This window comes from Exiguobacterium sp. OS-77 (assembly GCF_000414195.2).
GTDB classification, from domain to species: domain Bacteria; phylum Bacillota; class Bacilli; order Exiguobacteriales; family Exiguobacteriaceae; genus Exiguobacterium_A; species Exiguobacterium_A indicum.
Genome location: NZ_DF239008.1, coordinates 2,843,995 through 2,867,278, shown reverse-complemented (window position 1 = coordinate 2,867,278; position 23,284 = coordinate 2,843,995). Strand labels below are relative to the sequence as shown.

General features: G+C 45.8%; 25 protein-coding genes. 12 read left to right on the top strand and 13 right to left on the bottom strand.

The genetic code is table 11. The features are described from left to right. Positions 1-97 precede the first annotated feature (97 nt). From EXG77_RS14615 to EXG77_RS14605, 3 genes are read right to left on the bottom strand one after another with little or no spacing between them, the layout of a single operon-like run. Entirely contained in the window at positions 98-1,447 is a 1,350-nt protein-coding gene (locus EXG77_RS14615) for a sensor histidine kinase KdpD (protein WP_035399139.1), read from the bottom strand. Then, positions 1,444-2,133, bottom strand: a complete 690-nt coding sequence (locus tag EXG77_RS14610) for a response regulator transcription factor (protein WP_023466854.1) — start codon at positions 2,131-2,133, stop codon at positions 1,444-1,446. Before EXG77_RS14610 ends, EXG77_RS14615 begins: the two co-directional genes overlap by 4 nt. Then, positions 2,111-2,686 (bottom strand): class I SAM-dependent methyltransferase, encoded by a 576-nt coding sequence (locus EXG77_RS14605; protein WP_035399138.1) that lies wholly within the window; start codon positions 2,684-2,686, stop codon positions 2,111-2,113. The genes EXG77_RS14610 and EXG77_RS14605 overlap by 23 nt, the downstream gene beginning before the upstream one ends. 162 nt (positions 2,687-2,848) lie before the next feature. Here EXG77_RS14605 and EXG77_RS14600 point away from each other — a divergent pair, with 162 nt between their 5' ends. The 3 genes from EXG77_RS14600 to EXG77_RS14590 are packed head-to-tail and all read left to right on the top strand — an operon-like array spanning position 2,849 to position 5,277. After that, positions 2,849-3,892 carry a bifunctional transcriptional activator/DNA repair enzyme AdaA gene (locus tag EXG77_RS14600; protein ID WP_087681842.1) on the top strand — a complete coding sequence of 348 codons (1,044 nt, stop codon included), beginning with the start codon at positions 2,849-2,851 and terminating at the stop codon, positions 3,890-3,892. Further along, positions 3,889-4,935 (top strand): DNA alkylation repair protein, encoded by a 1,047-nt coding sequence (locus EXG77_RS14595; protein ID WP_035399137.1) that lies wholly within the window; start codon positions 3,889-3,891, stop codon positions 4,933-4,935. The genes EXG77_RS14600 and EXG77_RS14595 overlap by 4 nt, the downstream gene beginning before the upstream one ends. After that, a complete protein-coding gene (locus EXG77_RS14590) occupies positions 4,936-5,277 on the top strand; it encodes a GNAT family N-acetyltransferase (protein ID WP_052017220.1) in 342 nt (113 codons plus the stop codon). 38 nt (positions 5,278-5,315) lie between these two features. On the opposite strand, the gene EXG77_RS14585 is transcribed toward EXG77_RS14590, so the two are convergent. Further along, on the bottom strand, positions 5,316-5,894 hold the full coding sequence (locus tag EXG77_RS14585; RefSeq protein WP_035399136.1) for an AAA family ATPase: 579 nt from the start codon (positions 5,892-5,894) through the stop codon (positions 5,316-5,318). Between the two features lie 132 nt (positions 5,895-6,026). Between EXG77_RS14585 and EXG77_RS14580 the strand changes: the two genes are divergently transcribed. Continuing rightward, the gene (locus EXG77_RS14580; protein WP_052017219.1) at positions 6,027-6,554 is read left to right on the top strand and encodes an NUMOD4 domain-containing protein; all 528 of its coding nucleotides are present in this window, start codon (positions 6,027-6,029) and stop codon (positions 6,552-6,554) included. Positions 6,555-6,601: 47 nt separating this feature from the next. Here the strand turns inward: EXG77_RS14580 and EXG77_RS14575 are convergent, their stop codons facing one another. Further along, positions 6,602-8,251: a methyl-accepting chemotaxis protein gene (locus EXG77_RS14575; protein ID WP_035399135.1), complete on the bottom strand. Its 1,650-nt coding sequence runs from the start codon at positions 8,249-8,251 to the stop codon at positions 6,602-6,604. A gap of 89 nt (positions 8,252-8,340) precedes the next feature. Then, positions 8,341-8,517 (bottom strand): hypothetical protein, encoded by a 177-nt coding sequence (locus EXG77_RS16485; protein WP_167341066.1) that lies wholly within the window; start codon positions 8,515-8,517, stop codon positions 8,341-8,343. 145 nt (positions 8,518-8,662) lie between these two features. On the opposite strand from EXG77_RS16485, the gene EXG77_RS14570 reads away from it, so the two are divergent. Further along, on the top strand, positions 8,663-9,754 hold the full coding sequence (locus EXG77_RS14570; protein ID WP_035399134.1) for a GGDEF domain-containing protein: 1,092 nt from the start codon (positions 8,663-8,665) through the stop codon (positions 9,752-9,754). Between the two features lie 47 nt (positions 9,755-9,801). On the opposite strand, the gene EXG77_RS14565 is transcribed toward EXG77_RS14570, so the two are convergent. From EXG77_RS14565 to EXG77_RS14545, 5 genes are all read right to left on the bottom strand, one after another. After that, positions 9,802-10,209 (bottom strand): NUDIX domain-containing protein, encoded by a 408-nt coding sequence (locus tag EXG77_RS14565; protein WP_035399133.1) that lies wholly within the window; start codon positions 10,207-10,209, stop codon positions 9,802-9,804. Next, positions 10,206-10,856 carry a Type 1 glutamine amidotransferase-like domain-containing protein gene (locus tag EXG77_RS14560; RefSeq protein WP_035399132.1) on the bottom strand — a complete coding sequence of 217 codons (651 nt, stop codon included), beginning with the start codon at positions 10,854-10,856 and terminating at the stop codon, positions 10,206-10,208. The genes EXG77_RS14565 and EXG77_RS14560 overlap by 4 nt, the downstream gene beginning before the upstream one ends. 21 nt (positions 10,857-10,877) lie before the next feature. Then, positions 10,878-12,956 (bottom strand): methyl-accepting chemotaxis protein, encoded by a 2,079-nt coding sequence (locus EXG77_RS14555; protein WP_081637444.1) that lies wholly within the window; start codon positions 12,954-12,956, stop codon positions 10,878-10,880. Between the two features lie 73 nt (positions 12,957-13,029). Further along, the gene (locus EXG77_RS14550) at positions 13,030-14,061 is read right to left on the bottom strand and encodes an ABC transporter permease (RefSeq protein WP_035399130.1); all 1,032 of its coding nucleotides are present in this window, start codon (positions 14,059-14,061) and stop codon (positions 13,030-13,032) included. Next, positions 14,054-14,734: an ABC transporter ATP-binding protein gene (locus EXG77_RS14545; RefSeq protein ID WP_052017218.1), complete on the bottom strand. Its 681-nt coding sequence runs from the start codon at positions 14,732-14,734 to the stop codon at positions 14,054-14,056. The genes EXG77_RS14550 and EXG77_RS14545 overlap by 8 nt, the downstream gene beginning before the upstream one ends. A 149-nt stretch (positions 14,735-14,883) precedes the next feature. Here EXG77_RS14545 and EXG77_RS14540 point away from each other — a divergent pair, with 149 nt between their 5' ends. Both EXG77_RS14540 and EXG77_RS14535 read left to right on the top strand, forming a co-directional pair. Continuing rightward, positions 14,884-15,264, top strand: coding sequence for a hypothetical protein (locus tag EXG77_RS14540; protein ID WP_035399128.1), 381 nt, complete (start codon positions 14,884-14,886; stop codon positions 15,262-15,264). Then, on the top strand, positions 15,261-15,614 hold the full coding sequence (locus EXG77_RS14535; RefSeq protein ID WP_035399127.1) for a hypothetical protein: 354 nt from the start codon (positions 15,261-15,263) through the stop codon (positions 15,612-15,614). Before EXG77_RS14540 ends, EXG77_RS14535 begins: the two co-directional genes overlap by 4 nt. A gap of 19 nt (positions 15,615-15,633) precedes the next feature. On the opposite strand, the gene EXG77_RS14530 is transcribed toward EXG77_RS14535, so the two are convergent. Both EXG77_RS14530 and EXG77_RS14525 read right to left on the bottom strand, forming a co-directional pair. Further along, positions 15,634-16,185: a DUF4352 domain-containing protein gene (locus EXG77_RS14530; protein ID WP_035399126.1), complete on the bottom strand. Its 552-nt coding sequence runs from the start codon at positions 16,183-16,185 to the stop codon at positions 15,634-15,636. A gap of 270 nt (positions 16,186-16,455) precedes the next feature. Further along, complete coding sequence (locus EXG77_RS14525; protein WP_035399124.1) at positions 16,456-16,845, bottom strand: RidA family protein; 390 nt, start codon at positions 16,843-16,845, stop codon at positions 16,456-16,458. Between the two features lie 89 nt (positions 16,846-16,934). Here EXG77_RS14525 and EXG77_RS14520 point away from each other — a divergent pair, with 89 nt between their 5' ends. From EXG77_RS14520 to EXG77_RS14500, 5 genes are all read left to right on the top strand, one after another. Beyond that, positions 16,935-17,258 (top strand): nucleoside triphosphate pyrophosphohydrolase, encoded by a 324-nt coding sequence (locus EXG77_RS14520; protein WP_035399123.1) that lies wholly within the window; start codon positions 16,935-16,937, stop codon positions 17,256-17,258. Next, positions 17,255-19,585: a DEAD/DEAH box helicase family protein gene (locus tag EXG77_RS14515; protein WP_035399122.1), complete on the top strand. Its 2,331-nt coding sequence runs from the start codon at positions 17,255-17,257 to the stop codon at positions 19,583-19,585. Before EXG77_RS14520 ends, EXG77_RS14515 begins: the two co-directional genes overlap by 4 nt. Before the next feature lie 53 nt (positions 19,586-19,638). Further along, a complete protein-coding gene (locus tag EXG77_RS14510) occupies positions 19,639-19,869 on the top strand; it encodes a hypothetical protein (protein ID WP_035399121.1) in 231 nt (76 codons plus the stop codon). A gap of 214 nt (positions 19,870-20,083) precedes the next feature. Further along, on the top strand, positions 20,084-21,748 hold the full coding sequence (locus EXG77_RS14505) for a DNA cytosine methyltransferase (RefSeq protein WP_052017217.1): 1,665 nt from the start codon (positions 20,084-20,086) through the stop codon (positions 21,746-21,748). A 132-nt stretch (positions 21,749-21,880) separates the two neighbouring features. Continuing rightward, a complete protein-coding gene (locus EXG77_RS14500) occupies positions 21,881-23,284 on the top strand; it encodes an ATP-binding protein (RefSeq protein WP_035399119.1) in 1,404 nt (467 codons plus the stop codon).

Sequence of the window (23,284 nt, the reverse complement as noted above, 5' to 3'; positions counted from 1 at the left end):
TAACAGTCTTTAGTGTATCGAATTCCAATTTCAAAGAAGTGTCTAAGAAGTAACAACCTGACCAAAAAAGCACCCGATGCGCACATCGGATGCAGGCTTATGAAATATGTGGAAAACGACAGGTCACGATGAAGCGGTTGTCTTGTGAAGTCAACGCGACGTTCCCCGCATGACGCGCCATGATTTGCTGAACAATCGACAGACCGATGCCGGAGCCACCAGACGAGCGGGAAGCATCGGACGTCCCGAACGGTGTTAGCCATTCGTTTAGTTCCTCTAGCGTATAAGTCGATTCAATCGCATTTGAACAGATCAGCTGGATACCTTCTGCGTCGTCGTTGATGGTAATCCGAAGATCACCGGTCCCGTGAAGCGTCGCATTGCGAATCAAATTCTCAAGCAAGCGCCGTAAGAGCATCGGATCGGCGAAGAGAGTCGCGTGTGCAGGACCATTGACAGTAGAAGAAGTGCCAGGAAACAGTTCCAGGACTTGTTCCGTCAGTGTGACGAGATCAAGCGATGTCCGTTCGACTGGATAATCGGTGTTCGATAATTTAGCGAGCGTGAACAGTTCATCGATCCGGGCAGCGAGCGTTTCCGACTGGCGGGTGACGATCGCTAGAAGTTCCGCGCGTTCTGTCGCGGATAACGTCTCATGTTTTTCCGTCAGCCACTGGATGAAACCTTGGATTGAGGTCAAGGGTGTCCGTAAGTCATGCGAAAGACTAGTGATCAAGCGCAACTGTTCTACGAACCGCTCCTGATCACGCATCCGTAACGTTCGGAGTTCCTGTTCGATTCGTTCGATCGATTGGGCGAACAGTTTAAACTCCTTCGGTCCTCTGACCGGTGGGAGTGATTCAGTTGGTGGCGGTTCGACCGTCAACCGTTCGAGTCGTCGCTCGAGTTCCCGGAACAATCCGGCAATCCAACGCGTCAAGAGTAGTAAAAAGAGGATGAACAAGACGACTTGTAAAACGAAGAAGGCGTTCGAATTCCCGATTTGATATTCATTGAGTCTCGGTTTATCTGTCTGTACCGTCAGGAAAAAACCGGACGCCCCATTTGGTAGGGAAATCGCTTCGATGTGGTGCAATGTCCGGATCGTTCCTATGTCGGACGGCTCTCGCTCCGTCGGTGTTTGAGCAGCGAGTAACCGGCTGGGCGTCAAGTCTTCCGGAAACTTGTCAGATGCATCGAGGCGACGACTATCGGCACTGTAAACGGCCCACTCGTAAGGACCGTTCGGTGATTGCCCGTTTTCGTAACGGGCGATATCACGTTTTACGTCTTGGACGACTTCTTGCTCTGTCGTGTAATAGTACCGAGGAACCGTCTTCGTACCGAGCGGCAACTGACTCGCAAGCAACCAGGCGAGTGCCGTACTTAAAACCGCGGCGAGTAAGAGTAAGACGAGCATCCAAACAGTTAGTTTGATCCGTCTCATGGCTCAACCTTATAACCAACGCCCCAGACCGTCTGGAGGTGGCGCGGTTCTTTCGGGACATCCTCAATCTTGTCGCGGAGCTTATGGATCAGGACCATGACAGCGTTCGACGCGGAACCAAGTGCTTCCTCCTGCCAAACCCGTTCATACAGGTCTTCAGCCGAGAAGACACGACGGGGGTGACTCAAAAAGAGCGCCAGGCAATCAAATTCACGGCGTGTCAGGGCGAGCGGTACATCGTATTTAAAGATGACGCGTTCGTCTTCTTTGAGTGTGAACGGACCGACCTGAATCGCTGAAGCAGTAGTCGGGACATGATACTGACTGACGCGGCGTAACAGCGCCTTGACGCGGGCGACGACTTCAAGCGGATTGAACGGTTTACCGATGTAATCGTCCGCCCCGAAGGTCAAACCTTGAATTTTATCCATGTCTTCGCGTTTCGCTGTCAGCATCAAGACGGGTAACGTGTGACCGGCAGCGCGCGCAGCTTGAACGGTCGAGAAGCCATCGCGAACGGGCATCATCACGTCGAGTAACATCGCATCAACTGGACGCGTTGCAAGAGTCGCTAACGCTTCCTCACCATTTTCGGCTTCGAGGATCTCGTACCCTTCATTGGTTAAATACAGTCGAAGCAATTGACGGATGTCTGCTTCATCGTCAACGATCAAGAGCGTGGGCATGTGTAGATTCCTCCTGTTGTACCCCCTCGAAAACATAAGCCGGGGGCAGATTGTAGAGCGTGTGCGAATAACTGTGTTCTTGGAAATAGTCCCGGAACATCTTGAACTGGAACCGGGTGTATTGAAAGGCGATGAAGTGACCGCCTGGTCGTAGTAACGTTTGGAATTGTGCTAATAAGTCATGCCGCAACGCTGCCGGGAACGACGCGAACGGGAGACCACTGACGATGACGTCGATCTGTTCGCTCCATGAATCGGATAATCCTTGAACGTCACCAATGAAGAGAGTGACATTCGTTTCTTGAGCTAGCAACTGCTCGAGTGCCGGGCGGAACGTTTCGCTCCGTTCACAAATCAAGAGATGTGTCTCCGGTGAACGAGCGGCCAGTAAAGCTTTGGTGATCGCTCCGTCACCCGCTCCGACTTCAAGAATTTGGCGTGGACGATCGGCGACGGCGCGTCGTGCCATCATTTCAGCCAGACGTGGACTGCTCGGTGCGATGGCTCCGACACGGAGTGGTGCGTGAAGTGCTTCTTTTAAGAAATCAAACATGAAAACCCTACTTTCCGTTGAGTATATCATGTAGTATGCACATCGTCCCTTTCGAAAACAGGACGATGTTTCTTAAGTGAATCTTAAACATATCAATGCCTGATTTTCGGCGACATGATGACCGGACAAGCCGGTATACTAAGGACAAAGGAGGGGAAGGCGATGGAACATCACACGTATTATGAAGCGCTCGTTCGCCGGGACGCGACGTACGAAGGAACGTTTTTTGTTGGTGTCAAGACGACCGGCATCTTTTGCCGTCCGACGTGTCCGGCACGAAAACCGAAAGCAGAGAACTGTGAGTTTTTTGAGACGGCGCAAGAGGCATTACTTGCCTCTTATCGACCGTGCCGTCGTTGTCATCCGCTTGCTTATCCCGGCGATCATGGTACGATTCAACGCTTGATCGAAGCGGTCGAGGCAGAACCAGACAAACGATTCAAGGAAGCCGATTTTCGAGCACTTGGTCTCGATGAATCAACGGCACGCCGCCAGTTCAAGAAACGCTTCGGAATGACGTTCGTCGCGTATGCTCGGGCACGACGGATGGGGCTTGCGATGAAGGAGATCCGGACCGGTAAGCCGATCATCGAAGGGCAGTTGGCTGGAGGTTATGAATCGAGTAGTGGTTTTCGTGAGGCGTCAGCACGGATTCTCGGGCAGGCACCGTCGCGCTTTGACGGGCAGGTCTTACGCGCGAAATGGCTTGATACACCACTCGGTTCGATGCTGGCGATTGCCGACGATCAACTCTTACATCTGCTCGAGTTCGTCGACCGACGTGGACTGGAGCGGGAAATCGAACAATTACGTCAAAAAGCGCGCGCTGTCATCGTTCCCGGGGAATCACCGGTCTTTGGACAGATCGAAGCGGAGCTCCGTCGTTACTTCAAAGGAGAGCCGGTATCGTTTCAGACGCCACTGATGCGGTACGGGACACCATTTCAACGCCGCGTCTGGGAAGAACTCGAGCGGATTCCGAGTGGGGAGACGATCTCGTACCAAGAGCTGGCGATCCGGATCGGTCAACCGACTGCTGTTCGTGCCGTCGCACGAGCGAATGGAGCGAACCAACTGGCAATCGTCATTCCGTGCCATCGGGTCATTCGGACGAATGGAGATTTAGGTGGATACGCGGGTGGACTCGCACGCAAGGAAACATTGCTCAAACTGGAGCGCACACAGAGAGGACTGGATGAAGGATGAGTTTGATTAAAGATGTATTTTCACCGAGTTGGCTCGACCGCTTAGGAGCAGCGGTCGATGTACCGGATTTTCGAAGACGAGTCGAGCAGGGAGACTGGGAAGAACTCGCGTTTAAACAACGTGTCCGTCGTGTGGCGGAGACGCTGGAGACGATCTTGCCACCGTTTCCGGACTCGGTGTCGGAGCTAGAGCGACTCGCACCGCAGTTTACTGGGCTACCGGGAATTGTTTTTCCAGAGTATGTCGAACGAACGGCAGACCTTTCTGACTGGACGCTTGCGATAGAGATACTTGCCAAGTTGACGCAACATTCGACGTCGGAGTTCGCCGTTCGTCGCTTTTTACTTGCTGATCAGGAACGTTTCCTCGAGCAGGCACTTAAATGGACAACATCAGACGATGAACACGTCCGGCGCTTAGCGTCTGAAGGAACACGCCCGCGTCTGCCGTGGGGACAAGCGATTCCGCGTTTGATTGCTGATCCGCGTCCGGCGTTACCGATTCTTGACGCCTTACTACAGGATCCGTCACTTTACGTCCGAAAAAGTGTCGCCAATCACTTGAACGATATTTCAAAGACACATCCGGAATACCTGATCGAGCGAATCGAACGTCACTTAGGAACAGATCCGAATACAGACTGGATTTTACGTCACGCTTCCCGGACGTTACTGAAGCGCGGAAATCCAGAAGTATTACAGTTGTTCGGACACGTTACGCAAGGTGAGGTCGAGGTGACGGACTTGGTCGTCTCACCAGTGACGATTGGTCAAGAGTTACAGTTTTCGTTTCAAGTAAACAGTTCCGTCGAGCAACGTCTGCGTCTTGAATACGCGATCGATTACGTCAAACAACGTGGAACGAGTCGGAAGGTGTTTCAACTGCGGGAGCGGGAAGTTAAAGGTGTCTTACAAGTTGAACGACGCCAATCGTTTCGGAACATGACGACGCGTGTCCATTATCCTGGTACACATACATTAACGATTTTAATTAACGGAGAGGTTTACGCGACAGCAACGTTTGAGGTCGAGGAGGAGAGCTGAATGAAAGGACGACATCCGGATTTTACGACGTCACGATTGTTTGTCGAAGCAACGGATGAAGAATCGGGTTGCAAGTGGACGTTGCATGCGTTGCGTGAGAAAACGATTGTCGGGACGATTACCTTCACATGGAATGCATCGACCGGAAACTTACGTTATACGACGACTGATGAGGATGATCAGCACGGATACATTACAGAAGCGTTGACGTCGATTTTGTCGTATCTCGCACGGACGTTATTACTGACGTATGTTTACGGCGAAGCGGGCAGTGCGGCGGTCTGGCGTCGGAACGGATTTCAGTTGCAGGCGAATCGATATGAACGCAAACTCTATCATTAAAGCCCCGCCTGCTTAAGCAGGACGGGGCTTGTTTGTGATTAGACCGTTGTTTTGGACCAGTTGAAATGATCGCAAATCGTTTCTGCACTTTCACGTGCACTTAATTGTTCCGTATCGAGGAAGAGATAGTTAACGTCTGGTAGTTCGCCTGGCAGCGAGCGTGTTCGGTATCCATCCGCCGTCTCGCGTAAGTCTTGTTCAGAAGCGGCGAGATCACGCTTCGTTACTTTGTGCGTCAATCGGTTTTCAGTCGTGTTTCGGTGCAGGCGAGTTGCGACCGGCGCATCGAGTTCAACGATGTAGACGTCAGCACCTGCTTGTTCGAATAACTCAACTGTCTCTTCGATGAACTCAAGACCGCCGCCTTCGACGCCGAATAGACAGAGGAACGTAAACAGGACACCTTCGAGCGAGCTGTTCGCCATTTCCTTGAACATCTCGCGCCGGATCGTATCTTTTAGGCGATGGTGTGCAGGTTCAGAGAAATCAAAATAAGGCAATAACAGATCGATTGTCTGGTGGTTATGGAAAACTTTCATCTCCGTCAACCGTTCGATTTCCTGACCGATCGTCATCTTTCCGACCGCTTGCGGACCAAGTAATAAGACAAATTTCATGGACGAACCTCATTTCCTTTTTCTGCTAAGAATAGCACATTCCGACGAGTGACATCACTAGAACGTTTGTTCGTAATTTGATATAATTCAGATATGAAGTCCTGTCGTGTCCTTGTCTGAAGGAGGACAATCATGCAAGAACAATGGAAAGCCGTCATCGGCTATATAGGTATATATGAAGTCTCATCGCTAGGTCGCGTAAGGTCGCTCGACCGGACGATCGTAACGTGTCGCGGTGTCCAGCAACGACGAAAAGGTGTCTTGCTCCGTCCGCGACTCAATCGGGAAGGGTATCGCAAAGTCACGCTTTATCAACGTGGTCGAGGAGAACGCGTGCAGGTCGGTGTACTCGTTGCACAAGCTTTTCTAACGGCTGACGTCACGGAAGCGAAACTCGTCCGGCGCAACGACAAACGGGCTGACGATCAGTTATCGAACTTAGACGTCCTGCCTTCGATCGATCAACAGTATACTGAACTGCTGGGCGAGTTTGATCTCTTGTTAGGTCAACATGTGACGCTGTCATCGTTTCAGATTCGAACTATTCGCGCGCAGTATGAAAAAGGGAAGACGATTCGTCAGCTGGCAGAGCAGTATCAGGTGACGGAGAACCGGATTCGAAATATCATCGATAAAAAGGAAGCACGTTATATCGGCTGAGAACAGAGGAAAGGAGCGCTTACCAGAGATGGGAGGCGCTCCTTTTGTTAAGATGGCGATTCACTCGAGCGAACGGTCTGTTGCAACGAACTGATGCGTGACTCGAGTACCGCACTATGTGTCTTCAGTTCCGTCTGCTGGTTGACGTGGTGTTGCATTTGATCACCGAGGACTTGGCTGTAAGAAGAGAGCTCCGACATCAACTGCTGAACGGACTGTAGATGTTCCTGCATGTTCGACTGAACGTGGACGACGATTTGACGTTGTTGTTCGACGGTACCCAGTGTCGTCTCAATTGTCGTCGCTTCAGTCAGCATTTGTTGCAAGTGTGCCGTTGCCGTCTCGAGCTGTTGCGATGTTGAGAGAAAACGTTCGGTCATCTGCACGATGGCTTGTTCGACTTGATCGAGTCCCGCCGTCCATGTCTGATTGACTTGACGGATGTGATCTGTACTCGTTCGGATATCGATTGCGAGTTTTTCGACTTCCTTGGCAACGACGATAAAGCCACGACCGGCTTCTCCGGCACGGGTTGCCTCAATCAGCGCGTTCAGCGACAAGCGGCGCGTCTCTTCAGCGACACGTTGGATGTGTGAGATTGAGGTCTCCATTTGCTGCTGTAGATGTGAGGTCTGTTGCAAAATCTGCTCTGTCGCCGCGGATTGTTCCTTCAGTAACTGGCTTTCCTCTTGTAAGGTCTCAAGTGTCGTGTGATTCGTCTGAACAGTCTGTTGAAAACGGGTTACGGCATGTTGGCTGTTGAGAAGTGTCGTTTGCATCTCACTTAACGCATCGTGCCCTTGAGCGGTCAAACGTGTCGAGGCGACGATTGTCTGATCCATTTGCGACGATTGCGCAAGTAAAGAACCGGCGACTTCATCGACGGCTTGGACCGATTGATCCATCGCAGATAAGCGCGAAGAAAAGTGGGGTTGGACGGATTCGAGTTCCTGACTCGCTTGTTGCATCTCAGCCGTTAAATCTCCGATTTGTTGCATTAATTGATTGTATTGAAACGTGAGTTGTTGTAATTCAAAGGTCGTCGTTTTGAGTGTTAATGGACGATACGATCGCTTCGCATGCGCTTCTTCAATCTGTAAGGCGAGTTTCGATAGTGGGGCGAGTTGTTTTCTAATTCGTGAGCGAATCAAGAAACTGATGCTAACAAGCGTAATCACACTGACCCAGACGAGTGTCCAAGCTAAATCGCGAGCAGGGGCGATTAATTTATCGCGATCAGTCGTCAGCAAGATGACGTCATCGAGTTCCGGAATCGTCATTGCGACAAGAAACTGGTCTTGATTCGAAAAAGCATATGTACGGGCTGTTTTTAAGTGCTGTAGTAGTTGTTTTCGTTTTGCCGGTTCGAGTGTTAGCGGTCGGAACGCCTCACTCGTTTTCAGGCTTTGAAAGCGAATCGAATAGTCGTCACGTGATAAGTCGGTTCGCTGTTGCTGTTGCAATCGTTTGATGGCACGCGAGCGGTCTGTCGCGTCATCCGGATACGCAAGAAACGTTGCCCGGACATTCGCGTCGAACATGGTTAACTCCCGCATCAGCCGTTCCTCAGTTGCTGCGACGGATTGTTGATACGATGCGTAAACGCTGAGACCGCTGATCACGATCAGCCCGATGGCAACGATCGGAATCAACCATCCATTTAGTTGTTGTGCTAATAATCGTTTTTTCATAAGCATAAAAAACATCTCCTCCCGTGTACCTATCGGAAGGAGATAAAGCAACATGTATGAAGGTGTTGTACGGCTTGTGTAAAGGTCTTGTGAATCTAATTCACGTAAACCGGAAGGACAGTCGCAAGATGTGTCATAAGTGCTTGTGTCTCTTCTTTTGGTTCAGATGTGACATAAATGATCAACGCAGCAGCAACGATGACGAAGATAGCGATAACGAGAATAATGAAGAATGGCATCTTACTTTTTCGTTTTTCAGCTTGACGGTCCATGAAAGATTCCCCCTTAATGATGTAGACGATAGACATATTTGTTTGATTCCCTCTCCTCTTGTTTGAAAACCTTGGAAAAAGAGGGGAATGTGTAATTTGGAGGGAATAGAGTAAACATCTGAAATGGAATGAGGAGGATGTCGTCGTGCTTACGTTGCTTAATTCATTGTTGTTGAACTTCTCACTGTTGATTGCGACATTGCTGTTTGCGTTTTTACCGCTAAGACGGATCGAGCGCATCTCGCCTAACTCTTCCTTACAAGTCCGACTCGCGATCGGTTGTATCGCCGGTGTGATTGGTGCCCTGTTGATCTTTAACAGTATTTCCTATGACGTTGCAAAGATTGATTTGCGTCTCGTTGCGCTCGTCACGGCGTACTTTTACGGCGGATTAGTCAGCGGTAGCATCACGATGCTGTTCATCATCGGCGCCCGATTTGCAGTGACACCAGCTGGCGAATACCAAGGACTGATTCTGACAACCTTGATCTGTGTCGCGTTACTCGTGACAGCGACGATTTATCGACGGTTCGCTGCTCAACGGATGAAGGATTATCTCGTGTTGCTTGGAACAGGGATCGCATACAGCTTACCGGCGCTCTATTTATTAACGAACACGTTCGAGCGGTTTTTAGAGATTGCGCTCGTCTATATCATCGTCATCATGATTGGTGGCTACGTCACCTATCGTTTCTTACAAGAACTAAGGAAGCACTTTTTGTTCGTACATACGCAACAGGAACTGGCTTTAACGGATGGACTGACGCAACTCGGAAACCGCCGGAAGCTAGATGAAACGTTAGCCGAGTATGCTCAGAACGGAACGGTCTTTTCCGTCCTCATTCTCGATCTCGATCATTTTAAATCAATCAACGATACATACGGTCATGAAGGGGGTGACGTCGTCTTACGACAACTCAGTCACCTCTTACAATCGTATTGTCCGGAACAGGGCGTCGTCGGTCGGTACGGTGGTGAAGAGTTTGTCTTACTATTGCCGGACGTACCACTTCGACAAGCGGAACGACTCGGGGAACGGATTCGATCTGCCTGCGCCGATCAACACTTCGTTTATAAGGAGCATCCTGTGTTTCATGTCACGTTATCGCTAGGGGCTGCTTCATCCGATCAAGCGTCGACTGTATTTGAGACCGTCCAGAAAGCGGACTTAGCATTGTATGAAGCCAAACAAACCGGTCGGAATCGCGTCGTCTGTTATCGAGATCCTTTACTGTAAATAAAAATTGCCCCGCTCGACCAACTGGTCAGGCGGGGCAGTTGTGTTTAGCGATGCAGTAACGAAAATACATCATGTCGTTCAAAATCAGCTAAGATATTCGGCGCGATCAACTGACGAATCATTGTTTCGTCCGCCCAGAGATAAGCGTCGTGTTCCACTGATAATTGAACGTCCGTTTGATGCGTCGAACAGACGTACATCAAGAGAACGATTTGCCGATCGGGATGCGTCAGGAAGCTCGAAGCATAGAGCAGACGCTCCGGCGTAACTGTCAACTGTGTCTCTTCTTTTATCTCGCGAACGAGACTATCGAGCGGCAGTTCACCGAAGTCAATCTTGCCACCCGGGCATTCCCACGTCCCACCACCGAAGTCAGCAGCAGCCCGGCGGACGATCAGGAGACGCTGCTCGTGAATGATGATGCCTTTGACGGCAGGAACGATCGCTGTCATTTGACGGGACTCCGCGATAATACGACGGGATCGGTTCCTTCTGTTTCGACGAGGTGCTGATTGCGTAGATAGATTCCGCTCTCGTCAGCAAGCCCGAAAGCACGGTCTGTGCTTTCTTCCGTAAACGATTGCGTGAGATGGGCGGCTTCGCCCCACGTCTCGTAATGGACACAGATGACCGCGTCGTTCAGTAAGGCAAGACCAGGCAAGCGAAGACGTTGATTGTCGCGTTGGTCGATCTCCGGAATGATACACCGTTCGGGCGAAATGAGGGCACCGGCTGAAAAGCCGGCGACCGGCACACCATCTACGAAACGCGACTGAATGATGTCACCGATCGGTGTACCGACCAAGTATTGCTGATACAATTCGGTCTCGCCACCGGAGATGATGATGCCTTGACACTGCTTCAGTTGCGCGAGTTGTCCGTCTGTTGGTACGTCAGATAGTGGCAGATGGACGAAAGACGAAATGCCATCTTCCTGTAACGGCTTCGTATAGATCGAGGCGTAACGCGTCCAGTCCTTACCGATCCGCGGAATGTATAGAATCGCGACCGGTCCACCGTTCGTTAATGTAGCAAATCGTGTTCGTAAGTTCGGTGTAAAAGGAGGACCGCCTCCAAAGAGGAATAAGTGAGTCGTCATGAGGCATGTCTCCTTTCAAGTTTAATCCAGTGTATAGCGGTTGATCGTCTCGTGCAACTCACGGGAGAGCGTATAAATCTCTTCCGTCAGCGTATGGACGACATCCATTCGTTCGCTGAAAGCGAGTGATTGCTCGGATGCATGTTGGTTGTCTTGAGCGCTGGCGATGATTCCGGCACGCAGCTGTTCGGCTTGTGCGACGAGGTGGGAAGCGGTCGATAAGACATCCCGGTTCGTTTCCGAAAGGGCGGCCATATCAACAGTGACACCTTTTGACTGGGTGACGATCGAATCAAACGATTGCGTCGCTTCCGTGACGCGAACGACACCGTCTTGAACGGCAACGGTTCCGCGTGCCATGGCGTCTTCGAGTTGTTTTGTCTCCAGTTGGATCGAATCGATTGTTTCCTGGACGCGAACCATTGACTGTTTCGATTGGTTGGCAAGATTCTGAATCTCGCGTGCGACGACAACGAATCCTTTGCCTTGTTCCCCGGCACGTGCGGCTTCGATCGAAGCGTTTAATGAGAGAAGATTCGTTTCGTTAGCGATCGATTCGATGATGCTGATGATCTCTAAGATATTCTCGGAAGCGATTTGGACGCGACGTGATTTATCGGCAGCCTCATCAATCGCATTTTGAATCGATTGCATCTGTTCCGTAACGGCATGGAGATCCGAACGTCCGGTCGTTGCAAGATTTTCTGAACGACTAGCGCTATCGACGACGAGAGCCGATGTCTGCGCAGTTTGCTCGATTGTTGCCGTCAAGGATTGTAAGGACGCTGTATGCCCATCAAATGCGCCAGACTGTTGCTGGGCGGTTGCGGCAATTCCAGTCATTGCTGTTGCCATCTCTTTTGTTCCGTGTCCGGTCTCTTCGGCTTCAACGACGAGCTCAGCGAGAGAGTCATCAATCGTCCGTGACATTGCATCGACTCGCTGTACCAAATTGATTAAAGAGAGGCGCATTGTCTCGAATAAACGGGAGAGCTGTCCAATCTCATCACGTGACGTCGCAACGACCGGTTGTGATAAATCGTGTTCGGCAATCGCGCCCGCACTATGCAGTAACGCGCGAATTGGTCGGACGAGCGTGCGTGTGAAGAGGATCGCAGCAAGTGCTACCAAAGCAATTAACGCCACTAACGCAATCAATAGCTTTTGTACGAAATCAGATAAAGAAGCAAACACTTCTTCCGTATGGACTTCTGTGATCAGTCCCCAGTTGAGACCAGCGATTTTTAGTGGTGTGAAGGACGTCACGACTTCATGACCATCGGTGTCCGTTGTTTCTGTCGTTTTCGTCTGACCGGCAACGACTTGTTTGACTGGCGTCGACTGGACCCGTTTTTCGCCGACTTCGGTCTGTTTTGTCGCTCGGAAATCAGAGCGTAAGCGTTGATCGGCACCAACAAGATACGATTCACCGGTTTTGCCGAGTCCAGCCGTTGTTTTCATGATCTGATTGATTCGATCACCGGCGAGCTGAAGCGCAAGAACTCCACGTGGTTTGTTCGTCTTTGGGTCGACATAGGGAATCGCAAAGAAAGCAGCAGGAGCTTTTGACGGTTCGTAGTACGCATAATCAGCAATGACGCCTGTTTGTTTTGTTAAGGCGTCCTGATACGCTTTTCCGAGCCCTGACGATTTGAGATCACCGGTGACGACATTCTGACCGAGATCCGGTTCTTTGAACGCCGTATAGACGACATTTCCGTCCGGATCAATAAAGAAGACATCATAGAAGCCGAACTGCTCGATGTATTGATTGAAGTAGGTATCGAATTTTTTGGCTTCTTGTTGGTAGGCGTCGTTTGCCAGTCCACCGTCCGCAAACTGTTTCGTTAAGGGAGCGAATGCTTGCTGGACTTGTTCGTTCTCTGCTAATGCTTCGAGGTTCAAAAATTTCTCATCGATATGTTGCGTGACAGTCGCTTTTTTAGCATCACGAATCGCCTCAAGTTTCGCGTAAGCTTCGTCCGTTAAGGCACTCTTCGTTTCAACATACAAAAACGAACCGATCAAGACGATCGGTACGATCGCAAGACCGAGGAAAGCGAGTAACATTTTCGGATACAGACCCCACTTCATACGCATACACTCCGTTCGTTTTAGGTTACCTTTAGTGTACGAAAGGAATACGAGAAGAGATATTGGATTCCCATATCTTTTAAATGACTTTATTTTCCGCAGAAGCTGTAATACGAGAGTCAACGAGCCGATAGAAGCGCTGCTGTCTAAACCACAGAGCGTGTTGTTTTACTTCTTGATACAGGACGAACAGAACGAAGGCAATGACGAGACCGCGTCCGATCCATGGTAAAACGAGAAGACCGTAGTTCGTCGCAGCAAACAGCTGGAGTAAGAAACGACGTTTACTCGGATCTCGCAGATACGTGATCAGCGGGAGTTGCTGATGCGTCTGCTTGAATAATCGCAGATGAAGGAACGGACGCTTTCGGTGAGACGGCTTCGGTAAGGCACCGTTCAATTCAAGGACGGTCGTCGATAAACTCGACTGTCGTTTCATCGACAACAGAATGTCCTCCGTTAATCCGTCCTCCCGCCGCGACCAGTGCCGGACATGAAGAGATCCGAATAGTAACACACCCAGTGCAACAACGAAGAGGACAGGATGCGGTTGAAGCCAAAGCAGGAGTAACAGAGTGATGCGACCAGTTGCTAGGACGAGAAGACCGCTCCATTTCCGCAAGAACCGTTGCCCAGATAGCCGGTATGTCCAAAAGCTAAAGAATGGTTGGAGCAAAGAGAGCGCGAGACTAATTAGCAGTACTGTGATACTAGATTGGTCAAACCGGAGACGATGTAACGGAAAACAGAGTAAATGTAAGCCGGCCGTTAATAAGAAAATCCGCGCGAAATGATACCGAACGGAATACCACTTCATTCGAACGATCGCTCCAGGAACCGGTTTGAAGAAGAGGCGATCTGCTGGTTCGAACCAAGCGTAAAAAGCGGGCAGGAATCCATACAAGATCCATCCGAGTAAGATCCAAGCGACCGGAACCGTTTGAACCCAGTCCGCTTGACCGTTTAAGATCTGAATCGTCTCATAGATGATGAACAGACCGACTGGAATGACGAGATAGAGCAAAATCGTCCAATCGAAGATTTCTCGAAAGAAGCGACGCTGTTCCGCATGCCGTCGACGGATCCGTTGCTTCAAAAAGGTTTCAATCATGCTCGAGCACCATCGCTTCCATGATGTCGAACAAGCGGGCACCAGGCTGACCAGAGGCTTCACCGATTTGAGCGAGTGTTCCTTGATGTTTGATGCGCCCCTGATCAATCCAGACGAAGTCGTCACAAAGACGTTCCGCGGAATCAAGGACGTGGGTGACGAGCAGAATCGCCACGCCACGCGTCCGTTCTGCTTCGAGTAAATGTAATAATCGAATCGTCGCGACCGCGTCAAGACCGACGAACGGTTCATCGATGATCAAGCAGTCCGCGCGTTGCATCAAGGCACAGACGAGCATCACCTTCTGTTTCATTCCTTTAGAGAAAGAAGAGACATAGTCACTCGTGACAGCATGCAGTTCGAACGTCTGTAAGAGTCGTTCTGTATAGGCATGATCCGTCTCGTGGAGCGAGGCGACCAGCTCAAGGTGCTCGGCGAGCGTCAAATATTCGTAATAGGTCGGCAGCTCCGGAATATAGGCGAGTGAGATGGGTAAATCAATCTCTCCTTCGACCCAAGGCAACGTACCGAACATCGCTTGAATCGTCGTACTTTTTCCCGCACCGTTCGTACCAATCAAACCGGTGATGGCTCCAGGCTGTAAGGTAAACTCAATCTCTTGTAAGACAGGCTGACCGACGTCATAACCGGCTTGCTGTATGGATACATGCATAGTAAACATCTCCTTTCACTCCATCTACTGAGAGAAGAAGAAAAATGTTTCACAGCAACAGAAATTGGAAGAACCCTGATTGAAATTGTATCAGGGTAAAAATAACAAATGGGGTATACTGGGAATATCAAATTTAGAGGGTGATTGTGATGGAGACAGTGAAACGGGTCTATTACCGCGAGTCCGGTATGGGAAAAGGACAGACGTTTTGGTGGGACCGTGCAAGTCAAACAGTTCGAGCAGAAGATGAAGAAAATCGATTGACAGCACCCGGAGAACGTATACTGACACAAGACGATCTAGCGTTCATGGATGCGTGGATAAGGAAGTATGATCTAGTAGCGTGGGAGACGTATCCTGAGTCAGTGCATGAGATGCTAGACGGGACGGATTGGACGCTTGAAGTAACGACGAATAACCAAACCGTCTGTATTAGTAAGTCAAATGTCTATCCACCTGGATGGAGGAACATCCGTGACGCGTTGTATCGTTTTTTCACATCACAAGCGAGTCAGGAGGGGCAGCGATGAAACGAACATGGTTGTATGTGATTCCCTTTGCCTGGTTTGGACCCTATTTTGATTGGAAAGAAGGTTCACTTCTAGGCTATGCCTTATTTTTGTTTGGACTCGGTGCTCTATCGTATTCACTTGCGCGGAGTGGGAAACTGAAAGATATCGTCATCGGCAATCTAGTTTCGTTTGCGATTTCATACGGGATCGCGCTCAGCGTAGGGAGAGGATATGGCGAAGGGTACTTCAATCCATTGACGGTCAGTCAACTAGTGATCGGAGTAAGTATCTTGAATCTGGTTGTACAAATACCAATCGTGATGCATGCGATTCACCGACGAGCAAAACAAAGTAAAAGCGCTCCTTAAAACTAGGAGCGCTTACTCATTAATTTTTACCTTTAAAGATGACTTCGTTATCGTTCCATGAGAAAGAAGGTTTGTAGATAAGTTCGAGGGACTGACCTTTTGGTGCATCGTAAAAGAGTTTACCTTTTAACGTCTTACCTTTGTTTAAATCACCACTGATTGCCATGTCATCTCCGAAATAAGAATCGACTTGTTCATCATTAATATAGAGGTTGAATTCCGTATCATCGATGAAAGCAGAATCATCGCCTTTATTGATTGCTGTTACATCAAATACAACGACATTGCCATTTTTTGATTCGCTGTATTGAGCAGGAGACTGGTTTTGAGCTTTTGAAATCGTGAGCTGTACATCACCGACTTTGATCGTATCGCCGAATGCAAAATGCTTAGGCGTATTTTTTTGTTTATCGCCTTTAGCCTGTTTTGAATCGACTGCAGTGACTTCTCCTCCTTTTTCGAGCTCTTTGTCTACTTCGTTTGCGAAGAATGATGTACATGCGACCATTGCAACGATAAGAATGACGATTGCGATGATCAAACCAAGTACCAATTTAAGAAGCTTTTTCATACTGATAAACCGATCCCTTCGAATTCAATAAGAATTGCTATGTATTTCCTACACTTATTAAAATGGAAAAATGCTATAACTTTTAACAAATAACAAATTTTAATATAAAATAAGTAATAATTAATAATAATCTATCATAAAACCCAAATTAATACCATAATTTATTTATATTAAAATAATTTTGAAATTTCTATTTTTTAGGTTTTGAATAGAGAGGACACTACAAGGATTTACAAATAAAAAACATCACGCAAAATGCGTGATGTATGATTAAACGAGTCCTAAAATCTCGACTTCGACCAAGGCACCTTTTGGTAGTTCCTTCACAGCGATACAAGACCGAGCTGGGAAGTGATTGTGCGGTGCGAAGTAATCGGAGTAGATCGTATTAAAAGAAGCGAAGTGTTCCATGCTTGTTAAGTAGCATGTTGTCTTGACGACGCGGTCCGGTGTCAGTCCTGCCTCTTTCAGGATGGCATCGACGTTTCGCATGACTTGTTCTGTTTGCTCCGTGATTCCGCCTGGTACAAGTTCACCTGTTGTCGGATCAATCGGGATTTGCCCGGAAGCATAGAGTGTACCGTTTGCAATAAAGCCTTGCGAATAAGGACCGATCGCAGCAGGGGCGTTCGTTGTGTCGATCTGTTTGAATGTAGACATGAAAAGAACCTCCTCTTATAAAATACATATGTACGACACCGAGTGATTCGACTCGGATATCCCTCAACCCTTCAAAGGAGTGAATTGATATGCCACTTTATCATAAATTAGTTCGAGATGCGATTCCAAACATCATCGACCAAAACGGGAAAAAAGCGACGTTCCGTACGTTGGACGAAAATGAATTCCTAGTGGAAGCGAAAAAGAAATTGCATGAAGAACTAGCTGAATACGAGGAAGCGACGACAGACATAGATGCTGTCGAGGAGTTAGCTGATTTACTGGAACTGATCCAAGCGTTAGCGAAGACACATGGCGTGACAGTCGAGGAACTGGAAGCCGTCCGAGCGAAGAAACAGCAACAACGCGGTGGATTCGAAGAACGCCTCTACCTGATCGAGGTCGAAGATTGATCCCGGAAGCGAAGCTGACGACGCATCATTTATATGACTCACTCGTCGAAGCCATTGATTTGGCAGAGGAAGTCTATATCGTCGCAGCGTTTGCTCAGAAGTCAGGCGTCGCCTTACTCGTCCCGGCGTTTCGTCGCGCCTTGCAACGAGGAGCCGAGATTCGGCTGTTGATTGGCGATTATCTACACATCACCGATCCAGAAGCATTGGCGCAGTTGCTTTCGCTGGATGGGTTGTCAGTTCGCTTTTATCGGTCAGGCGGACGCTCGTTCCATCCGAAAGCATATCTGTTTCGAAACGCAGAGACTGGCTTATCGATCGTCGGTTCGTCGAACATCTCGAATAGTGCGCTTCGGTCCGGTATCGAATGGAACGTCCATCTGCCACAAGCTGTCGCTCCACAGATTCTTGATGACGCAATCGATGCCTTCATGGATCTTTACCTCAGTGAATCGGCAGAAGAACTGAATCCGGTTGTCTTAGATGCTTACCGTCAAGAGTACGCGGCGCGTCAATATGTCGCGGAACCGGAAGTCGAGTATGACGAAGGAACGGTCGTCGTTGCACCAGAAATCCTGCCGCATCGAGTGCAGGAAGAAGCGCTGCACGCGTTACGGGAAACGATGGAAGAAGGACGGACACGGGCGTTGGCAGTGCTTGCGACTGGACTAGGGAAGACCTACCTGAGTGCGTTCTTTGCGGGAGACTTTACACGAGTCCTGTTCCTAGCACATCAAAAAGAACTATTAGTGCAAGCGGAGCGTTCGTTTCAAAAAGTCAATCCGGTGTGGCAGACCGGCTTTTATATCGGCAGTGACCGGACCGTCACAGAGACGACGGAGATCGTCTTCGCTTCCGTCCAGACGCTGGCGCAAAAGCGTCACTTGGACCGTTTTGCAACTGATCAGTTTGATCTCATCATTGTTGACGAGTTCCATCACGCGGCAGCGACGAGTTATCGGAAGATCATCGACCATTTCACGCCCCGTTTCCTGCTCGGTCTGACGGCGACACCAGACCGAATGGACGGTGCTGATGTCTATGCGATCTGTCACCATAACGTTGCCTTCCAGATGCATTTCACAGCGGCGATTGCTGAAGGATTTTTGACGCCGTTTCATTATTACGGTATTCATGACACGATCGACTATTCCCAGATTCGACGAATCGGTCGGACCTATGATGCGTCGCAGCTCGAGCATCGACAACTTGATCGAGAGGTTGCGGATAATATCTATCATTCATGGGAGAAGCATCGTCAAACGAAGACGATTGGTTTTTGTTCGTCAATCAAGCAGGCGGAATATCTGGCGCAAGTATTTCGGGATAAAGGAACGACAGCATTTGCACTGACGGGACAGACAACCAATCGTATAGAGTATATGCAAGCATTCGAGCAAGGCGAGATCGACGTCCTCTTTACCGTCGATTTGTTCAATGAAGGTGTCGATATTCCGAAAGTCGATACACTGCTGTTCTGTCGTCCGACGGAATCCGTCGCCATCTATACGCAACAAATCGGACGTGGCTTACGTTTAGCGCAAGATAAATCGCATTGCGTCATCATTGATTTGATCGGGAACTATCGTAACGTCGAGACGAAACTGAAACTACTTGGAACGATGAAAGAATCGTTCAAGCGAGGGGAGAGAGAACCGATTACGCCACCACCCGGTTGTGTGATTGAGTTCGATACGCGGGCACTGGAATTGATTCATCGACTCCGGCAACCGAGTCAGCGGAAGTTACGACTGATTGAACAATATGAGCAAATCAAGTACGAACTCGGTCGTCGACCATCGTATGTTGAGATTGGAGAATATGCGGCAGTTCCTCAAGGTTATAAACAAGAGTGGGGTTCTTACGTTGGTTTTTTGAAGGAGCATCAGGAGTTATCAGACGAAGAGATTAAGGCGTACGATTCAAATCGAGAATTGATCGAGCAGGTCGAAAAGACAATCATGAACCGGAGCTATAAGATGGTTGTTCTGTTAGCGATGCTTGAGCGGGGAGAAGAGCGCTGGATGGAGCCGATCACGGCAGCGGAAGTCGCACCGTTCTTTTATGAGTATTTACATGCGGAAAAGTATCGGGAGTTGAAGGATGCGCAAGGTAAAGTATTTAAGAATGGTTATAATGAATCAAAAATAGGAGCATTGTTGATTAAACAACCTTTTTCAAAAATGGGATATCCATTCGAATACAATGAGAATAAAAAGACTTTATCGATTCAAACGAATCTTACAATAAACAATATAAATTTAAAAATATGGATAAAAGATATTGTATTGTACCGAATAAATAATTATTTTTCTGAAAATATGTAAAGATGATAAAATAGAAATTACACAATGAGGAACATGGCTGGTTTGACTTATCTATGAAGCAAGTTGAAATTTTAGATCGTTCAGATATAGCTATGATGGTCGTTCGAGTCGAAGGGAACAAAGCATATTTTGTGGAATTTAAAAATTTGCGAAGACGAATGACTAAAGATATTACGTTAGATTATTCGAACGATGAAAAATGGAGATTTTATATCTGGGAAGACTATATTAAAGTGCGTGGAAATGATGAAAAGTTTTATGTAGTTGGTGAATCAGTTAAGTAAGCAAGCATAAAATCATTAGAATGATATAAACTAAAGAAGAGTATTTTATTGATTTGTTTAAGAGTTGTGCAGACTTTTAAACGATTTAATAAGTACTTTTTTTTGTTGAACCAGTGCAGTTGTGTACTAATTATTAAATTTTCAGTTGTTGATATAAATAAATTCATAAGGTATGCTGCTATTAGAGAATCTGGAGAATTAGTAAGGAGAAAACATGGGACATAAATATAAAGTATTAGATTTATTTGCCGGTGCAGGCGGTTTAAGTAACGGTTTTGAGCAAACAGGAAAATTTTCTGTAATTGGTGCTGTGGAAATAAATGAAGCAGCCCAGCAGACATATATTAAAAATCATGAAAATAAAGATGTTATTATCAAGTCTTCTACAACAGGAATAAGTGATATTACTAAAATCGACTTTAAAAATTATAGTCGAGATTCTGAGAACACAGTTATTATTGGTGGACCGCCATGCCAGGGATTTTCTAATGCAAATCGACAAAAAAATTATTTGATTTCAGGGAATAATAAACTCGTGAAAGAATATGTAAGAGCAGTACGAGATGTAAAACCAATTGCCTTTTTAATGGAAAATGTAAAATCTATAAATTCATCTGTGCACAAATTTTTTGTAACAGAATACAAAGCAGATAATCAAAATGATTTTAGTTCAAGACATCATTTAGATCAAATTACGCAAGAAGATAATAAACTTTATAATAAGGACACCATAGAGCTGTTGAGTACCGATAGTGAAAGTTTGAAGATGGTATCAGGAAAATATAAATCTTTAATAGATGTTCCAGCTCCACTTATTATAAAGCCACTTTTAATAACAAGATTAAGATTATTAGAAAAAGCACTTGATAATAATAAAGAGTTGAAATTGACTAAGAAATCAACGGATGAAATCTTAGAGATTATTAATCAACTGAATAATCAAAACATAACTGATGAAAATCAGCAATACATTGTTCAAGAATCTATTAAGGCATTAAAAAATCTTCTTGATAATGAATCCCTAAATAATTTTAATCATCAAGCCATAAAAGATTTAGTGAATTTGAATCGATTTTTAACTAGGTGCCAAGAACTAAAAGATGAAGATATTGAATGTCTTGAATTCATTGTTGAAAATAAAACAATATATAAGTTATTTGTTCAAGTGTATTCATATAACGTAGTAAAATATTTAGAAGCCATATTCAAGTTCTATGGTTATAGCATAACGAGTGGAGTGTTAGACGCTTCTCGATTTGGTGTACCTCAAAAAAGAAATCGTTTCATGATGCTTGGTATATTAAATAGTAGTAACACTATTGAATTGCCTGAAGGTGATGATGAAATTCATAATGTTGTACGAGATGCGATCGAAGACCTGGAAAACATCCTTCCTCAAACTAAAATAGATTCTTACAATTCAAAAGTATATGTTTCAAGTAGTAAGAAAGATTTGAATAAGTATTACAGAGAAGGAATGGAACCGAACGAAATTTACGATCATATTAATACGGAAAGTTCAAAGTTAATACTGGAGCGTTATAAAAACATTTTAAAAAATGGCGGGAAAAATTTCCATAGTTTGCCTGACGATTTAAAAAGTACCTATGCTGATGCTTCTAGAACTCAAAACACAGTGTATCTTCGATTAAATTATGACGAACCATCTCCGACAGTAATCAACGTTAGAAAGTCGATGTGGCAACATCCTACAAAAGCTCGAGCTATTAGCATTAGAGAAGCTGCGCGTCTACAATCTTTTCAGGATAAATTTGTTTTCGAAGGAAGAAAAGATGAACGTTATCAACAAATTGGAAATGCGGTTCCTCCCTTATTAGCTAAAGCTATTGCTGAAAAAATATTAGAATATTTAATTTAAAAAATCCACCTTTAGTCTCTTTAAAGCTAAAGGTGGATTTTTTAAACAAATTTCATTTAACCGTTATCTTTTATCAAATTTAAATTATAATATATACATAAATAGTTAATTAATTGATGGTGGTGATAATTTATGGATGAGATTGTAAAGCCCAATTTAAGTAATTTTATTAAGTCGTTAAGAGATTTTGGATATAATTTTTCTATAGCTTTAGCAGACATTATTGATAATAGTATTGCGGCAGACTCCAAGAAAATATCGATAGAAACAAATATGAATCCAGAAATAAGTCTGAGCATTTTAGACGATGGTTTTGGAATGACAGAATTAGAATTGATTGAAGCTATGAGATTAGGAAGTAAAGATCCAGAAGAAGAACGGGAAAAAAAAGATTTAGGTAGATTTGGATTAGGTCTAAAAACTGCTTCTTTTTCACAATGTAAGTCCTTAACTGTGATTACTAAAAAAGAAAATAAAATGTCATTTAAGAAATGGGATTTAGATTTAATTGAAAAAGAAAATGAGTGGCTATTAATTACACCTAATTTAAATGAATTTAAACATATATCGTTACTAGAAAAGTTGAGTGCTCAAAAATCTGGGACTTTAGTGATTTGGGAAAAAATAGACTCTATTCAAAAAGAAAATTATTATGAAGAATTAAATTTATTGAGAGAACATTTGGCTTTAGTATTCCATAGATTTCTAGATGGAAGTATTAGAGGCCGAAAAATATTATTGGATTTAAACAACAATTTAATTAAAGGATTTAATCCTTTTAATGAAAGTAACACTGCAACACAGACTTTACCTGAACAATTAATAAAATTCGAGAATAAAACGGTAAAAATAACACCATATATTTTACCTCATCATAATAAGTTATCAAACGAAGAATATAATAAATATGCTACTAATGACGGATATACTAAATCTCAAGGTTTTTACTTATATAGAAGCGGACGTTTATTAATACATGGAACGTGGTGGGGACTAAATAAGATATCTGATGCGCATCGACTAATTCGTATCAGAGTAGATATTTCAAATGATCAAGATGAAATTTGGAATATTGATGTGAAAAAATCAATTGCATCTCCAAACATGTTTATTAAAGGTGAATTAAAAAAAATCTTAAACTCTATATTAAATCGCGGAAAAAACGTATATACAAGACGTCCAAAAGTTTTAGAAGATAAAACGATAATTCCTTTTTGGGAAGTATCTCATAGTACAGATTCTATTAAATTTTTGATAAATCAACATCATCCAATATTAGTACATATAAAAAAAGAAATGAGTGATCAAGAAATTTCTTTTTTTAGTACTTATTTAAAAGGAATCGAAGCATATATCCCTATTAGTGCAATTGAGGCTTATGCAATAACAGATCCTCAAAAGATAAAACAAAAAGAGTTAATCGAAGAGACTGAAAAAAAAGAGTTACTTGATGCGTTACTAAATTTAAATCTAACTAAAGAGCAAATTGATGAACTTTTGAAAACAGAAATATTTAAAGGAATGAAGGAGAGGTAG

Bases quoted from the DNA above. Each gene is read 5' to 3' on its own strand.
- EXG77_RS14545 (WP_052017218.1), bottom strand. From the start codon at position 14,734: ATGCATGTATCCATACAGCAAGCCGGTTATGACGTCGGTCAGCCTGTC.
- EXG77_RS14520 (WP_035399123.1), top strand. From the start codon at position 16,935: ATGCCACTTTATCATAAATTAGTTCGAGATGCGATTCCAAACATCATC.
- EXG77_RS16485 (WP_167341066.1), bottom strand. From the start codon at position 8,517: ATGGACCGTCAAGCTGAAAAACGAAAAAGTAAGATGCCATTCTTCATT.
- EXG77_RS14500 (WP_035399119.1), top strand. From the start codon at position 21,881: ATGGATGAGATTGTAAAGCCCAATTTAAGTAATTTTATTAAGTCGTTA.
- EXG77_RS14585 (WP_035399136.1), bottom strand. From the start codon at position 5,894: ATGAAATTTGTCTTATTACTTGGTCCGCAAGCGGTCGGAAAGATGACG.
- EXG77_RS14600 (WP_087681842.1), top strand. From the start codon at position 2,849: ATGGAACATCACACGTATTATGAAGCGCTCGTTCGCCGGGACGCGACG.
- EXG77_RS14580 (WP_052017219.1), top strand. From the start codon at position 6,027: ATGCAAGAACAATGGAAAGCCGTCATCGGCTATATAGGTATATATGAA.
- EXG77_RS14575 (WP_035399135.1), bottom strand. From the start codon at position 8,251: ATGCTTATGAAAAAACGATTATTAGCACAACAACTAAATGGATGGTTG.
- EXG77_RS14540 (WP_035399128.1), top strand. From the start codon at position 14,884: ATGGAGACAGTGAAACGGGTCTATTACCGCGAGTCCGGTATGGGAAAA.
- EXG77_RS14510 (WP_035399121.1), top strand. From the start codon at position 19,639: ATGAAGCAAGTTGAAATTTTAGATCGTTCAGATATAGCTATGATGGTC.
- EXG77_RS14535 (WP_035399127.1), top strand. From the start codon at position 15,261: ATGAAACGAACATGGTTGTATGTGATTCCCTTTGCCTGGTTTGGACCC.
- EXG77_RS14560 (WP_035399132.1), bottom strand. From the start codon at position 10,856: ATGACGACTCACTTATTCCTCTTTGGAGGCGGTCCTCCTTTTACACCG.
- EXG77_RS14590 (WP_052017220.1), top strand. From the start codon at position 4,936: ATGAAAGGACGACATCCGGATTTTACGACGTCACGATTGTTTGTCGAA.
- EXG77_RS14530 (WP_035399126.1), bottom strand. From the start codon at position 16,185: ATGAAAAAGCTTCTTAAATTGGTACTTGGTTTGATCATCGCAATCGTC.
- EXG77_RS14525 (WP_035399124.1), bottom strand. From the start codon at position 16,845: ATGTCTACATTCAAACAGATCGACACAACGAACGCCCCTGCTGCGATC.
- EXG77_RS14505 (WP_052017217.1), top strand. From the start codon at position 20,084: ATGGGACATAAATATAAAGTATTAGATTTATTTGCCGGTGCAGGCGGT.
- EXG77_RS14555 (WP_081637444.1), bottom strand. From the start codon at position 12,956: ATGCGTATGAAGTGGGGTCTGTATCCGAAAATGTTACTCGCTTTCCTC.
- EXG77_RS14615 (WP_035399139.1), bottom strand. From the start codon at position 1,447: ATGAGACGGATCAAACTAACTGTTTGGATGCTCGTCTTACTCTTACTC.
- EXG77_RS14550 (WP_035399130.1), bottom strand. From the start codon at position 14,061: ATGATTGAAACCTTTTTGAAGCAACGGATCCGTCGACGGCATGCGGAA.
- EXG77_RS14595 (WP_035399137.1), top strand. From the start codon at position 3,889: ATGAGTTTGATTAAAGATGTATTTTCACCGAGTTGGCTCGACCGCTTA.
- EXG77_RS14605 (WP_035399138.1), bottom strand. From the start codon at position 2,686: ATGTTTGATTTCTTAAAAGAAGCACTTCACGCACCACTCCGTGTCGGA.
- EXG77_RS14610 (WP_023466854.1), bottom strand. From the start codon at position 2,133: ATGCCCACGCTCTTGATCGTTGACGATGAAGCAGACATCCGTCAATTG.
- EXG77_RS14565 (WP_035399133.1), bottom strand. From the start codon at position 10,209: ATGACAGCGATCGTTCCTGCCGTCAAAGGCATCATCATTCACGAGCAG.